The organism is Stenotrophomonas geniculata ATCC 19374 = JCM 13324 (assembly GCF_001431625.1).
In the GTDB taxonomy this organism is placed as follows: domain Bacteria; phylum Pseudomonadota; class Gammaproteobacteria; order Xanthomonadales; family Xanthomonadaceae; genus Stenotrophomonas; species Stenotrophomonas geniculata.
Genome location: NZ_LLXT01000116.1, coordinates 25875 through 39899 on the forward strand (window position 1 = coordinate 25875; position 14025 = coordinate 39899).

General features: G+C 64.3%; 11 protein-coding genes. 7 read left to right on the top strand and 4 right to left on the bottom strand.

The features are described 5' to 3' along the window. The first annotated feature begins 73 nt into the window (after positions 1-73). Complete coding sequence (locus ARC63_RS13695) at positions 74-1579, top strand: helicase HerA-like domain-containing protein (protein ID WP_057503575.1); 1506 nt, start codon at positions 74-76, stop codon at positions 1577-1579. Between the two features lie 81 nt (positions 1580-1660). Next, on the top strand, positions 1661-2167 hold the full coding sequence (greB, locus tag ARC63_RS13700; RefSeq protein ID WP_057503576.1) for a transcription elongation factor GreB: 507 nt from the start codon (positions 1661-1663) through the stop codon (positions 2165-2167). 87 nt (positions 2168-2254) lie between these two features. On the opposite strand, the gene ARC63_RS13705 is transcribed toward greB, so the two are convergent. Both ARC63_RS13705 and rimO read right to left on the bottom strand, forming a co-directional pair. Next, on the bottom strand, positions 2255-3094 hold the full coding sequence (locus ARC63_RS13705; RefSeq protein WP_043401151.1) for a DUF3025 domain-containing protein: 840 nt from the start codon (positions 3092-3094) through the stop codon (positions 2255-2257). After that, positions 3091-4452: a 30S ribosomal protein S12 methylthiotransferase RimO gene (rimO, locus tag ARC63_RS13710; protein ID WP_019338604.1), complete on the bottom strand. Its 1362-nt coding sequence runs from the start codon at positions 4450-4452 to the stop codon at positions 3091-3093. Before rimO ends, ARC63_RS13705 begins: the two co-directional genes overlap by 4 nt. Positions 4453-4655: 203 nt before the next feature. Between rimO and ARC63_RS13715 the strand changes: the two genes are divergently transcribed. Genes ARC63_RS13715 through ARC63_RS23515 form a run of 3 tightly spaced genes read left to right on the top strand, consistent with a single transcriptional unit; the run spans position 4656 to position 5929 of the window. Further along, positions 4656-5327, top strand: a complete 672-nt coding sequence (locus ARC63_RS13715; protein WP_019338605.1) for a dienelactone hydrolase family protein — start codon at positions 4656-4658, stop codon at positions 5325-5327. Then, positions 5324-5746 (top strand): HIT domain-containing protein, encoded by a 423-nt coding sequence (locus ARC63_RS13720; RefSeq protein WP_010483023.1) that lies wholly within the window; start codon positions 5324-5326, stop codon positions 5744-5746. The genes ARC63_RS13715 and ARC63_RS13720 overlap by 4 nt, the downstream gene beginning before the upstream one ends. A 15-nt stretch (positions 5747-5761) precedes the next feature. Continuing rightward, positions 5762-5929: a LiaI-LiaF-like domain-containing protein gene (locus tag ARC63_RS23515; protein ID WP_005418011.1), complete on the top strand. Its 168-nt coding sequence runs from the start codon at positions 5762-5764 to the stop codon at positions 5927-5929. 75 nt (positions 5930-6004) lie between these two features. Here the strand turns inward: ARC63_RS23515 and dcd are convergent, their stop codons facing one another. Together dcd and apbC are read right to left on the bottom strand one after the other, a co-directional pair. Continuing rightward, a complete protein-coding gene (gene dcd / locus ARC63_RS13725) occupies positions 6005-6577 on the bottom strand; it encodes a dCTP deaminase (protein WP_010483020.1) in 573 nt (190 codons plus the stop codon). 77 nt (positions 6578-6654) lie between these two features. Beyond that, on the bottom strand, positions 6655-7509 hold the full coding sequence (apbC, locus tag ARC63_RS13730; protein WP_026347084.1) for an iron-sulfur cluster carrier protein ApbC: 855 nt from the start codon (positions 7507-7509) through the stop codon (positions 6655-6657). A 214-nt stretch (positions 7510-7723) separates the two neighbouring features. Between apbC and ARC63_RS13735 the strand changes: the two genes are divergently transcribed. After that, complete coding sequence (locus ARC63_RS13735; RefSeq protein WP_057503577.1) at positions 7724-10516, top strand: TonB-dependent receptor plug domain-containing protein; 2793 nt, start codon at positions 7724-7726, stop codon at positions 10514-10516. Between the two features lie 338 nt (positions 10517-10854). Continuing rightward, positions 10855-13842 (top strand): TonB-dependent receptor domain-containing protein, encoded by a 2988-nt coding sequence (locus tag ARC63_RS13740; RefSeq protein WP_064968343.1) that lies wholly within the window; start codon positions 10855-10857, stop codon positions 13840-13842. The last annotated feature ends 183 nt before the right edge of the window (positions 13843-14025 follow it).

The following is a 14025-nucleotide window of genomic DNA, read 5'->3' on the forward strand; positions in this document are numbered from 1 at the left end:
GTCCGGGCAAGCCGACCTTCGGCCCGTCACCGCCGGCGGTTAACATTGGGCTATTCACCACAAGGGCTGGACCATGGATCCGATTCTGCTCGGCAAAGGCATTACCGACGATATTGCCGTCACCCTGCTGCCGAAACTCGGCAACCGCCACGGCCTGGTGGCCGGCGCCACCGGCACCGGCAAGACGGTCACCCTGATGACCCTGGCCGAGGGCTTCTCGCGGCTGGGCGTGCCGGTGTTCCTGGCCGATGTTAAGGGCGATGTGTCCGGCCTGGCTGTTCCCGGGACCGGTGCCGAGAACCTGCTGACGCGTGCTGCCGAGATCGGCGTGGCCGACTATGCGCCGGCCGCCAGCCCCACCATTTTCTGGGACCTGTACGGCAAGCTCGGCCATCCGGTGCGCACCACGGTCAGCGAGATGGGCCCGACCCTGCTGGCGCGCATCCTCGAGTTGAACGACACCCAGTCCGGCGTGCTCGACATCGTGTTCAAGCTGGCCGACGACCGTGGCCTGCTGCTGCTGGACATGGACGACCTGCGCGCCCTGCTCGGCCTGGTGGCCGAGGAGCGCAAGGACATATCCACCGAGTACGGCCTGGTCAGTGCGCAGTCGATCGCCGCGATCCAGCGTTCGGTGCTGCGCCTGGCGCAGGATGGTGGCGAGAATTTCTTCGGCGAACCGGCGCTTGAGCTGGCCGACATCATGCGGGTCAATCACGACGGCCGCGGCGTGATCGGCATCCTCGCCGCCGACCAGCTTGTGCTCAAGCCCAAGCTGTATTCCACCTTCCTGCTGTGGCTGCTGTCGGAGTTGTTCGAGCAGCTGCCGGAGGTGGGCGACCTGGACAAGCCGAAGCTGGTCTTCATCTTCGACGAGGCCCACCTGCTGTTCGACGACGCACCGCCGTCGCTGGTGCAGCGCATCGAGCAGGTGGTGCGCCTGATCCGCTCCAAGGGCGTGGGCGTGTATTTCTGCTCGCAGTTCCCCGACGACGTGCCGGGCAACATCCTCGGCCAACTGGGCAACCGCGTGCAGCACGCGTTGCGTGCGTTCACCCCGCGCGACCAGAAGGCAGTAAAGACCGCTGCCGAAACCTTCGTGCCGAACCCGAAGCTGGACGTGGCCAAGGTGCTCAGCCAGCTCGGCACCGGCGAGGCGCTGGTGTCCACGCTGCAGGACAAGGGTGTGCCGATGCCGGTGCAGCAGACGATGATCGCGCCGCCGCGCTGCCGGATGGGACCGATCACCGAGACCGAGCGTACCCAGGTGCGTGCCGGCAGCCCGGTCGGCAGTCGTTACGACACGGCGATCAACCGTGAATCGGCCGCCGAACTGCTGGCCCAGCGCGCGCAGAAGACGGTCGAGCGGGCGCAGGCGCCGGCCGCCCGCAGCCGCGAGCAGGACGAAGCGCAGGAAGGCGGTTTCGGCCAGGCGATCAAGGATGCGATTTTCGGCACCAAGCGCCGCCAGGGCATGATCGAGACGATGGCCAAGCAGACCACGCGCACGGTCGGCACCAAGCTGGGCAACCAGATCGTGCGTGGCCTGTTGGGCGGCATCTTCGGCGGCAAGCGTTGATTCACCGCCACTGGCGGTCAGAGCTCTTTCCACGGGAAAGGGCTCCGACCCCATCGTTCCCCTGAAAAGAAGTCTTACCGCATGTCCCGTTGGCGTCCCCCCGCAGAAAAAAGCACTGCCCTGATCACCGCCTCCGGCCACGCACGGCTGAAGGCCGAACTGGATGACCTGTGGCGGGTGCGCCGCCCCGAGGTGGTGAAGGCACTGGCCGCAGCCGCCGCAGAAGGCGATCGTTCGGAAAACGCCGAGTACACCTACCGCAAGAAGCAGCTGGGCGAGATCGACCGTCGCGTGCGCTACCTGACCAAGCGATTGGAATCGCTGCGCGTGGTCGACACCACGCCGACCGATCCGCAGGCGGTGTTTTTCGGCGCGTGGGTGGAACTGGAGAACGTGGACAGTGGCGGCACCAGCCGCTATCGCATTGTCGGCCCGGACGAGACCGATGCAGGCCTGGGTTGGATCAGCATCGATTCGCCGCTGGCACGTGCGCTGCTGAAGAAGCGGCTGGATGATGAGTTCTCGGTAGAGCTGCCCGGCGGGCAGTTCACCTTTGCGGTGATCGGGGTGGAGTACGAGCCTGTGTAGCGTCGAGCATGGCTCGACTGCCTGCCCTTTGTAGAGCCGAGCCCATGCTCGGCTGATGGGCAAACGCAGCCGAGCATGGGCTCGGCTCTACAACGGCAACCCCACCAGCGGCAACGGATACTGGCGACCGGCACGCAGCGGGCGGAAATAATCGGCATTGCGATAGAAGGCGGAATCCTGCACGCCATGCCAGCCGGGAATACCGGCCAATGGCAGGGGCCGCAGCTGCAGCGGATCGGTCACTGCCCTGCCCTCGGCGATGGCCGCGGTCACTGCGTCAACGCAGGCATCATCGACTTCGTCGCGCACCACCACGCACTTGCCCACCAGACGGCGTTCCGGCAGCAGCGCCTGCTCCATCAGCGCGTGCCCGAATACCGCAGCGATGGCGATGTCTCCGCTCAGCCAGTGCGCTGGCTCGAACAATGCATGCCAGTCATGCCCATCCCACGCACGCATAAACGAGTCATCGCGCACGCGCACGATCACGCCGGTCTCGTCGAACTGGGTCAACGCGGCCTGCGCACGGTTGCGCTGGCCCGGCGGCATCGCCTCGATATGCCGGCACTGCTGCACATTGAGGGCCTGCTTGAGCTGCGGGTAACGGGCCCACACCAGTGCATTGAACAGGTCGTGCCAGTTGTCGGCGCGGGTGGCGATAAGCCCCTGCGCGATGCGGGCTTCGTAGTGCAGGCCGTCAGCCAGCAGCGTGGCATCCTGCTCGACCAGGTGCTTGCCGGGCAGCGTGAGGCGTGCCTCGAGCGCTGCAATGGACGGCCACTCCGGGCCTTCCAACAGATCACGAACGTCGCGCAATCCGGCAAACACCGGGTGCGCGAACACCTGCGGATCGACCGCCGCACGCGGCGGCGGCACGAAGCGGCGGACACCGCTGCCGTCACCGGCGGCGGTCGTCGCGGTGGTCACAGCATCTTGAGATCGAATGCCGGGCGGGTAGCGGCCGGCAGCGCGTCACCGTACAGGTCGTGCTCGTCGCTCTCGGTGATTTCCACGTCGACGAACTCACCCACGCGCAGCGGCACCTGGTCGGCATTCTGGATGTGCACCAGGCCGTCGATCTCCGGGGCATCGGCCTTGGAGCGGGCCACGGCGATATCGCCTTCGATGGCGTCGACCAGGCACTGCTGCACGGTGCCGATTTTGGCTTCCAGGCGTGCCGCGGAAATCCGCGCCTGCTTTTCCATGAAACGGGCCAGGCGCTCCTGCTTCACTTCCTCCGGTACCGCATCGGGCAGGTCGTTGGCGGTGGCGCCTTCCACCGGCGAATAGGCGAACGCACCGACGCGGTCCAGCTGCGCTTCGTCGAGGAACGACAGCAGCTCTTCGAACTCGGCCTCGGTCTCGCCCGGGAAGCCAACGATGAAGGTCGAACGCACGGTGATGTCCGGGGCGATACGGCGCCAGTTCTGTACGCGCTCCAGGGTCTTCTCGACCGCGCCGGGGCGCTTCATCAGGCGCAGGATGCGCGGGCTGGCATGCTGGAACGGAATGTCCAGGTACGGCAGGATGCGGTTCTCGGCCATCAGCGGCACCACCTCGTCCACGTGCGGGTACGGGTAGACGTAGTGCATGCGCACCCACGCATCCAGCTCGGACAGGCCTTCGCACAGCGCCTTCAGGCGGGTCTGGTAGGCCTTGTTGCGCCACATCTTCTCGGCGTACTTCACGTCCACGCCATAGGCCGAGGTGTCCTGCGAAACCACCAGCAGCTCGCGCACGCCGCCCCGCACCAGGCGCTCGGCTTCGCGCAGCACCTCATCCACCGGGCGCGAGACCAGCTTGCCACGCATCGACGGGATGATGCAGAAGCTGCACTTGTGGTTGCAGCCCTCGGAAATCTTCAGGTAGGCGTAGTGGCGCGGGGTCAGCTTGATGCCGTAGTCGGGCACCAGGTCCACGAACGGATCGTGCTTGGGCGGCAGTGCTTCATGCACCGCTTCCATCACGCTCTGGTAGTCCTGCGGGCCGGACACCGCCAGCACGTTGGGGTACGCCTCGCGGATCTGCTCCGGGCGCTTGCCCAGGCAGCCGGTGACGATGACCTTGCCGTTCTGGTTCATCGCCTCGCCGATCGCGTCCAGCGATTCGGTCACTGCCGAATCGATGAAACCGCAGGTGTTGACCACCACCACGTCGGCCGAATCGTAGGACGGCACGATGTCGTAGCCTTCCGAGCGGAGCTGGGTAAGGATGCGTTCGGAATCGACAAGGGCCTTCGGGCAGCCAAGGCTGACGAAGCCGACTTTGGGGTTCAGCTGGGACATGGAATCGCGGGACTCTGGGGGCCTGGGCCCCTGCCGTCGTGGCAGGGGTTCCTGGGGGCCGGGGCCTGAAAGGGCGCCAGTATACCGGGGTTGGCGGCCGCGCTCTGAATGGCCAGCCGCCCGATCCCGCACAGCCGCTGACATCGCGCTAACCCACGCTGCACCGACAATGCCGTTCTGTTCCCCACAACGAGATGGAAACGATGGCCGAGTGGATCACCCTGGATACGCATCACGGCCCGGTACGGGCCTGGCAGGCCCTGCCGGAGGGCACCCCGCGTGGCGGGCTGGTGGTGGTGCAGGAAATTTTCGGCGCCAACCCGCACATCCGCGGCGTAGCGGAGCGCTTCGCGGCCGAAGGCTACGCGGTGCTGGCGCCGTCGTTCTTCGACCTGGTCGACGGTGCAGAAGCCGATCCGGATGCCCTACCCTATGACGCCGAAGGCGTGAAGCAGGGCCTGGAACGGGTGACCGCACTGGGCATGGAGAAGGCGCTGGAGGTCGTGCGTGCAGCCGCCACCCGGCTGGCGCCCCAAGGCAAGGTCGGCACGGTGGGCTACTGCTGGGGCGGCACGGTGGCGATGCTGTCGGCCCTGCGCCTGGGCCTACCCTCGGTCAGCTATTACGGTGCGCGCAATGTCCAGTTCCTGGATGAGACGCCCAAGGCCCCGGTGATCTTCCACTTCGGCGCCCAGGACAAGAGCATCCCGCCGGAGGCGGTCCAGGCCCATCGCGAGAAGCTGCCGCAGATGGCCACCTTCGTCTATCCGGCCGACCACGCCTTCAACCGGGAGGTCGGACATGCGTATGATCCAGACAGCGCCACCCTGGCGCTGCAACGCACCCTGGACTTCTTCTCGGAGCATCTTGGATGAGCGATTTCGAACTCGATTCACGCCTGGCCACCGATAGCGTGCTGGTGGCCGAAGGACCGTTGTCGCAAGTGCGGCTGATGAACGACGAACGATTCCCCTGGCTGGTGCTGGTACCGCGTCTGGCCGGGGTGACCGAGTGGATCGAGCTGGACGGCGAGCAGCAGGACAAGCTGCGCACCGAGCTCAACCGCGCCTGCAAGGCCCTGAAGGGCGCCGACGGGGTGGAGAAGATCAATATCGGTGCGCTGGGCAACATCGTGCGCCAGCTGCATTTCCATGTGATCGGCCGCCATGACGGCGACCCCGCGTGGCCGGGCCCGGTCTGGGGCAGCGGCCCCGCGCACCGCTACGAGCCGGGTGCGCTGGACCAGCATGTCGCCTACTGGAAGGAACGGCTAGGATATCCAGCCCAGTCCTGAGCGTTTGCCGACCCGATGCGATTCAACCTCGTTGCCGCCGTCCTGCTGATCCTGATCGGCCTGTTCATGCTCGCCAGCAACCTGGGCTGGACGCACCTGAACCTGTCCAAGCTGCTGCTGACCTGGTGGCCGGTGGCATTGGTGGGTGTCGGCATCGCGATGCTGTTCGGTCGCGGGAAATAAAGAAGGCGGCGCATTGCGCCGCCTTCCTTCATGTAGAGCCGAGCCATGCTCGGCTTCACAAATCGCCTGCAATCTTCAGGTCCGCGGCAGCGTCACGCCGGTCTGGCCCTGGTACTTGCCGCCACGATCGCGGTACGACGTCTCGCAGATGTCGTCGGCGGCCGCCTGGAAGAACAGCATCTGCGCTACGCCTTCATTGGCGTAGATGCGCGCCGGCAGCGGCGTGGTGTTGCTGAATTCCAGGGTGACGTGCCCTTCCCATTCCGGTTCCAGCGGGGTCACGTTGACGATGATGCCGCAGCGCGCGTAGGTGCTCTTGCCCAGGCATACCACCAGGGTGTCGCGCGGGATGCGGAAGTACTCCACGGTGCGCGCCAGCGCGAAGCTGTTGGGCGGGATGATGCATTCATCGCCGACGATATCGACGAAGCTGCCCGGATCGAAGTGCTTGGGATCGACGATGGTCGAGTTGATGTTGGTGAACACCTTGAACTCGCGCGAGCAGCGAACGTCGTAGCCGTAGCTGGAGGTGCCATAGCTGACGATGCGCTCGCCGTTGGCCTGCTTGACCTGCCCGGCCTCGAACGGCTCGATCATGCCGTGCTGCTCGGACATGCGGCGGATCCAACGGTCACTCTTGATGCTCATGCTTTGTCCTGGGGTACGAGGGGGCGCGAGGATTCTAGCAGGGGGCCGGGCGTCGCCGGCGGCCCCTGCCCGGGCACTTACAGCAGCGACGACAGGATCGGGATCGAGGCACGCGGACGCTTGCCAACCTCCTCGATCAGGCGCTGCGCGGCATGGCGGTAGGCCTGGGCCGGGACCGAATCCGGCTGGGCCACGGTGATCGGGGTACCGGAATCGCCCTGCTCGCGGATGCCGATCTGCAGCGGCAGCGAACCGAGCAACGGCACGCCGTACTGCGCGGCCATGCGCTCGCCGCCGCCCTCGCCGAACAGGTGCTCGACATGCCCGCAGCTGCTGCAGGTATGCACCGCCATGTTCTCGACGATGCCCAGCACCGGCACCTCGACCTTCTCGAACATCTTCAGCGCCTTCTTCGCGTCCAGCGTGGCGATGTCCTGTGGCGTGGTGACGATCACCGCACCGGCCAGCGGGATCTTCTGGGTCAGGGTCAGCTGGATGTCGCCGGTGCCCGGCGGCAGGTCGATCAGCAGGTAGTCCAGGTCGTCCCACAAGGTGTCGTTGAACAGCTGGGTCATCGCCGAGGTGGCCATCGGCCCACGCCAGATCATCGGCGTGTCCTCTTCGATCAGGTAGCCGATCGACATGGTGTCGACGCCGAACGCACGCAGCGGCTCGATGCTCTTGTTGTCCGGGCTTTCCGGACGGCCGGACAGGCCCAGCATTGCCGGCACGCTGGGGCCATAGATGTCGGCGTCGAGCACGCCCACGCGCGCGCCGAGCTGCTGCAGCGCCACGGCCAGATTGACCGCGGTGGTCGACTTGCCGACGCCGCCCTTGCCCGAACCAACCGCGATCACATTGCGGATGCGGGCATGCGGCGTGAGTCCCTTCTGGACCTGGCTTGCATGGGGACGGCGGGGAGAACTGTTCACAACGAGCACCGGCGGGGTCAGGGGGAATAACCGAGCATCATACAAGCTGGACGTAACCTGACTGAAATTCAGGATTGCTACAGATTCGTGCACAGATTGTTAAGTTCATGTTACGTTCGACCCGCACTGTTTTGGGCTGCGGAGCTGGCATTCCCAGCCCGCGCGATGGCGCATGCGCAGTGCCGTTTTTGTTTTTGCTCTCCAATGGAACTACATGAACTACGTAAGCAACACCGCACGTCGCAACACGCTCGCCGTCGCCCTGATTTCCGCTCTGATGGCCGCCGCCCCGGCAATGGCCCAGGACAAGGCGACCAACCTGGACAAGATCACCGTCACCGGTTCGCTGATCCCGCAGACCCAGGTTGAAACCCAGACCCCGGTGATGTCCATCACCGCCGAAGACATCCAGACCCGCGGCTTCAGCAGTGTTGCTGAAGTGCTGCAGCAGTCGTCGCTGACCACTGGCGGCCTGCAGGGCGGCCAGACCTCGGGTTCGTTCACCCAGGGCGCCGAAGCCGCCGGCATGTTCGGCCTGAATCCGGGCTACACCAAGTACCTGATCAACGGCCGCCCGATGCTCTCGTATCCGGCGCTGTACAACGGCAGCGAAACCTTCAACAACATCAGCGGCATTCCGATCGACATCGTCGAGCGGATCGAAGTGCTGCCGGGCGGCCAGTCCTCGCTGTACGGCTCGGACGCGATCGCCGGTGTGGTCAACATCATCCTGAAGGAGCGCATGGACGGCGGCACCATGACCCTCCGTGGCGGCACCTACACCGAAGGCGGCGGCAGCAACATCCGCTTCAGCGCTGCCAAGGGCATCAACGCCTTCGACGACCGCTTCCATGCGCTGTTCAACGTGCAGATCGAGAACGGCAGCCCGATCTGGGGCTACCAGCGCGACATCACCCGCCAGAACAACCCGGTCGGCTACACCGCCCAGGTTCCGTCGAACGACTTCGCCGTCATCACCAACGCTGACAACAAGCTGCTGATGATGGACCCGAGCCGTTGCGCCAACGTCGCTGGGCTGTATGACGGCACCACCGTGGTCGGCCAGCGCGCGTCGGGCGAGTCCTGCGGTTCGGTGTACAGCGCCGGCTACAAGACCCTGAAGAACGGCAAGAACAGCGGCCAGTTCTACTCGTCGATGACCTTCGACGTGAACGACAACTTCCAGCTGTTCGCCGACGTGCTGTACAGCAAGGAAAAGACCGAGTTCACCTCCGGCTCGAGCGCCCTGTGGTGGGGCACCAAGTCGAGCCTGGGCAGCTTCTACGACCAGGGCCTGGGCAAGGTCGTTAACCTGCAGCGCGCCTTCGCGCCGGAAGAAATCGGCCCGGGCCATTACAACAACATCATGAACTCCGACGAAAGCCGTGCGTACCAGGTCACCCTGGGCGGCAAGGGCATGGTCGGCGACTGGGACTACAGCGCCAGCTTCACCCGTGGCGAGTACCGCCTGGACCAGAACCGCTTCGTGCGCTGGAAAGACAAGATCGATGGCTTCTTCGTCGACAACGTGCTGGGCCCCAAGCTGGGCACCACCGCTGATGGCTTCGACATCTACAACCCGAACTACGCGGCCTTCTACTCGCCGATCACCCCTGACCAGTTCGCCAGCTTCACCGGCTACGGTACCCACCGCAGCAAGACCTGGCAGAACCTGGGTCGCGTGCAGGTGACCAACGGCTCGCTGTTCAGCCTGCCGGGCGGTGACGCCGGCCTGGCCGTCGTGCTGGAAGGTGGCAGCGAAGGTTGGGACTACTCGCCGGACCAGGCGTTCGTCAAGGGCAACGTGTGGGGCACCACCGCCGTCGCCGGCGCCGGCCACCGCAGCAACTACGCGGTCACCAGCGAACTGCGCATGCCGCTGCACGACACCCTGACCGTCAGCGCCTCGGGCCGCTATGACGCCTTCAAGATCGCCGACAAGACCGTCGACAAGGCCACCTACAGCATCGGCCTGGAATTCCGTCCGATCGAGAGCCTGCTGCTGCGCGGCAAGTACGGTACCGCCTTCCGCGCACCGACCCTGTCCGATGCCTTCCAGGGCATGAGCGGTTCGTACTCGTCCGGCCAGAACGACTACTACCGCTGCAGCCAGTTGGGCTATGGCCTGCGTGATGAGAAGTGCTCGTTCTACAAGAACACCTCGGTATACAGCGAAAAGTCTGGCAACCCGGACCTGAAGCCGATCACCGCCGACGTCTGGAGCGCTGGTGTGGTGTGGGCCCCGGTCAGCAACTTCTCGCTGTCGGCCGACTACTACAACTGGAAGATCAAGAACGAGGTCAAGACCCTGAGCTCGGACCAGCTGCTGCTGGCCGAGTACCAGTGCCACAACGGCCTGCCGAACAACACCTCGGCCAGCTGCGGTGACGTGACCAACTGGGTGTCCCGCGATGAAAAGAGCGGCAATCTGGAACGCGTATACACGCCGAAGCTCAACGTTGCCAGCCAGAACTTGGAAGCGGTGACCGTGGCGGCCAAGTACCAGCAGGATATCGGCCGCTTCGGCTCGCTAATGTTCTCCGGCAACTACACCAACATGCTGAAGCGTGAAGTGCAGCCGATGCCGGGCGCCGCCAAGCTCGACCTGCTGAGCGACCCGTACAACATGTGGTACTACGACAACTTCGCCAAGGTCCGCGGCGATCTGTCGGTGGCCTGGAACATCGCCAAGTTCACCACCACTGTGTACGCCAACTACGTCGGCAGCACCCCGAACTACCTGGCCTACACCGGCCGCAGCTACGGCTATGTCCACTCCTCCGGCGCCAAGGCCGGCAAGTGGGGTTCGTACACCACGTACAACCTGAGCATGAACTACCAGGCACAGGACGATCTGGTCCTGTCGCTGATGGTCAACAACGTGTTCAACAAACTGCCGGAAGGCCAGCGCTACAACTACCCGGGCAACGAATCGACCCCGTTCAACGACGGCTTCTACAGCGTCTACGGCCGCCAGATCTCGGCCCAGGTCAAGTACAACTTCTGATCCCGTCGTTTTCCGGACTCCGTGTCTGGACCAGGCCCCGCTTCGGCGGGGCCTTTTTTTTGGCCAGTCAACCTGTCTCGCTGCGCAAAGGCACCCCATTCCGCCCATTCATCTTCAACTCATAAAGACTGAACATGCACATCACGAATGAGACCAAGCTACCGAATTCATTGCACTTTCAAGTCCAACGAATGCACATTTCGAGACATAGAGTAACGCGAACCTCCATTTTTCGTTAAGCCCGTGTTAGGTTCGATGAACCACAGGCCTACACATGAACGCCGCTGTAACGCCTGAATGGAATCAGCATGCTTCAGTCAACAAGGGGATCCACTACGATGACCAAGACCCGTACACCCGGCCGCCACCCGCTGACCAGCGCTCTGCTCGTCGGCCTGCTTGCAGCGAGCTCGGCACCTGCCTTCGCGCAGGAAACCAATTCCAACCCGGTCGATCTTGACCGGGTCAGCGTGACCGGCTCGCGCATCGCGCGTACGGGCTTCGTGACATCCTCGCCGGTTACCGCCATCACCGCCGAAGAAATCCGCCAGACCGGCGCGCTGACCATCAGCGACCTGATGAACAAGATGCCGCAGCTGGCACCTTCGTTCACCCTCGGCAACTCCACTCGCTACATCGGTACCGCCGGCCTGGGCCTGATGGACCTGCGCGGCATGGGCTACGACCGTACCCTGGTGCTGGTCAACGGCCGTCGCCATGTCGGTGCCAATCCCGGCAGCACCGCGGTCGACGTCAACACCATCCCGGTGGAGTGGATCGAGCGCGTTGAAGTCATCACCGGCGGCGCATCGGCCATCTATGGCGCCGACGCCGTGGCCGGCGTGGTCAACTTCATCATGAAGAAGAACTACGAGGGCTTCGAGGCCCGCGCGCAGAAGGGTATTGCGGGCGAAGGCGGCTTCAATCGCGGCTTCGTGTCGGCTACCGCGGGCACCAATTTCGCCGACGGCCGAGGCAATGTCGCCGTGGCGGTCGAGTACAGCCAGCAGGATCGTTTCGGCCGTGGCGACCGTTCGATCGGTAAACGCTACGACGTGACCGTGCCCAATCCGAATTTCGATCGCACCAAGCCGCCGAGCGAGAGCAACCCGCAGACCGTCCTGGCCCGCCCGGGCGGCAACTACTCCACCTCCTACGGCGGTTCGTTCCAAGCCGGTGGCACGTTCGATTTCACCAAGCCCAACACCTACCAGTACCGCTATCACTTCAATCCGGATGGCAGCTTCAGCCGCAACCGTTTCGATGGGCCAGTGGTCAGCCCTTCCTCGTGCGTCAACTGTGACTTCACCGATCTGAACGCTGTTGCCGACCTGCAGCCGAAGTTCGACCGCCTGAGCGTCAACACCGTCGCCCACTTCGACCTGAACGACAAGCACCGCCTGTTCTTCGAAGGCAAGTACACCAAGACGGAATCGACCTTCTTCGGCCAGCCCGCTTTCGACAACACCATCCGCATCCGTCGCGACAATGCTTTCATCAGCCCTGAGCTGGGCGCCCTGATGGATGCCAACGGTCTGACCCAGCTGCAGATAGCCCGATTCAATGTCGACGCGGGCCGCCGCGGCGAGGAAGTCAAGCGCGAGACCAAGCGCTTCGTCTTCGGCGTGGAAGGCATGTTCGGTGACAACTGGAGCTACGAGGCCTCTGGCAACTATGGCGAGACCGAGATCAACCGCGTCAACGTCAACAACCGCATCAACGAGCGCTGGCAGGCCGGTCTGGACGCAGTCCGCGATTCCAGCGGCAAGATCGTCTGCCGTGTCGACCGCGATGCCAATGCCACCAACGCCAATGCCGGTGGCCGCGCTTACAACCGCGACCTGATCGGTTCGGGCTGCATTCCCTTCAGCATCTTCGGTGATGGCGCCGTGCCGCAGAATGCGGCCGACTGGTTCAATACCCGTTCGCACTACTTCGGCAAACTGCAGCAGACCGTGTTCAGCGCGTCGGTGAGCAACAACGCGCTGTTCTCGCTGCCGGCCGGTGATGTCGGCATTGCGGCCGGCGCCGAGTACCGCAAGGAGAAGAGCCAGGAGCGTACCGATCCGCTGGCAGCCTCCGGTGCCACCTTCCTCAACGCCATCAACGGCGGTGGCGGTTCGTACAACGTCAAGGAAGTGTTCGCCGAAACCAACATCCCGCTGCTGGCCGACATCCCGGGCATCCGCCGACTGTCGCTGGATCTGGCTGGCCGCTATTCGGACTACAACACCATCGGTTCGACCAAGACCTGGAACGTCGGCCTGGACTGGGAAGTGATCCCGTCACTGCGCGTTCGCGGTACGTTGGCCAAGGCCATCCGCGCACCCAACATCGGCGAACTGTATGACGAGCAGTCGCAGAACTTCGCGACCATCGCCGACCCCTGCAACACCAACGCCACCAATTCGAACCGTCCGGGCACCGCTGGCGATCCGGCGCTGCGCGCCGCCAACTGCGCGGCTCTGGGCATTCCGGCAAACTGGGTTGACTCGTACAGCGCCAACCGTCCAGGCGTCAGCGGCGGCAATCCGAACCTGAAGCCGGAGCGCGCCGAGTCCACCTCGATTGGTTTCGTCTGGCAGCCGGAGTTCTTCGAAGGCTTCGGCATGTCGGTCGACTACTGGCGTATCACCCTGAAGGACGCTATCGGTGCGGTCAACGCCCAAACCCTGGCAACCCGCTGTGTCGATTCGCCGGGGGGCATCAACAACGCCTTCTGCGGCAACATCAAGCGCGCGCCGGTGGGCGGTGCGGTCGGTGCGAACGGTGCTGAGTTCCCGGCATACAGCATCTACGACTGGACTGCGATCGCAGAGAACCTGGCCAAGAGCCGTCGTACCGGCATCGACCTGGAAATGAACTACGACTTCGGCATGTTTGGTGGCCACACCAACCTGCGCCTGGTCGGCACCCGCCTGCTGGAATCGCGTGAGTGGGAGTTCCAGGACTTCCCGAACGAATACAAGGAACGTTCGAACTACGTGACCAACCCGCGCTGGCGTGGCCAGTTCACCGCCAAGTACACGCTGGGCAACTTCCGCGCCAGCTGGGACATGGTGTACATCCACCGCAACCTGCGCGTGTTCCCGGAGAGCTACAACAGCAATCCGGGTTCGCAGAGCCCGATCTGGAACCCGTCGTTCACCTATCACAACATGCAGGTCGGCTACAAAATGGCTGACTCCGGCGTAGAGGTGTACCTGGGCGTGGACAACGTGTTCGACAAGGATCCGCCGGTCAACTACTTCGGCGCGGACCTGGGCTCGGCGTACTACGACAACGTCGGCCGCTTCATGTACATGGGCGTCAACTACAAGTTCTGATCCATCCACACTTGCAGCACCCCGACAGACCCGGCTTTTGCCGGGTCTGTCTTTTCCGGGCCACGAAACGGCCCCCTTGCGCCCGGCCATGACCTTCGACACCCTTGCAGGGCAGGCCGGCGGCGTATCGTTCGGCCCACGGCCGTCCCCGCGGCCCTTCCCTGACTCACTCGGCCTGGAGGC

Coding starts and splice junctions, on each gene's coding strand:
- ARC63_RS13695 (WP_057503575.1), top strand. CDS start 74: ATGGATCCGATTCTGCTCGGCAAAGGCATTACCGACGATATTGCCGTC.
- greB (WP_057503576.1), top strand. CDS start 1,661: ATGTCCCGTTGGCGTCCCCCCGCAGAAAAAAGCACTGCCCTGATCACC.
- rimO (WP_019338604.1), bottom strand. CDS start 4,452: ATGTCCCAGCTGAACCCCAAAGTCGGCTTCGTCAGCCTTGGCTGCCCG.
- ARC63_RS13715 (WP_019338605.1), top strand. CDS start 4,656: ATGGCCGAGTGGATCACCCTGGATACGCATCACGGCCCGGTACGGGCC.
- ARC63_RS13720 (WP_010483023.1), top strand. CDS start 5,324: ATGAGCGATTTCGAACTCGATTCACGCCTGGCCACCGATAGCGTGCTG.
- ARC63_RS23515 (WP_005418011.1), top strand. CDS start 5,762: ATGCGATTCAACCTCGTTGCCGCCGTCCTGCTGATCCTGATCGGCCTG.
- dcd (WP_010483020.1), bottom strand. CDS start 6,577: ATGAGCATCAAGAGTGACCGTTGGATCCGCCGCATGTCCGAGCAGCAC.
- ARC63_RS13735 (WP_057503577.1), top strand. CDS start 7,724: ATGAACTACGTAAGCAACACCGCACGTCGCAACACGCTCGCCGTCGCC.
- ARC63_RS13740 (WP_064968343.1), top strand. CDS start 10,855: ATGACCAAGACCCGTACACCCGGCCGCCACCCGCTGACCAGCGCTCTG.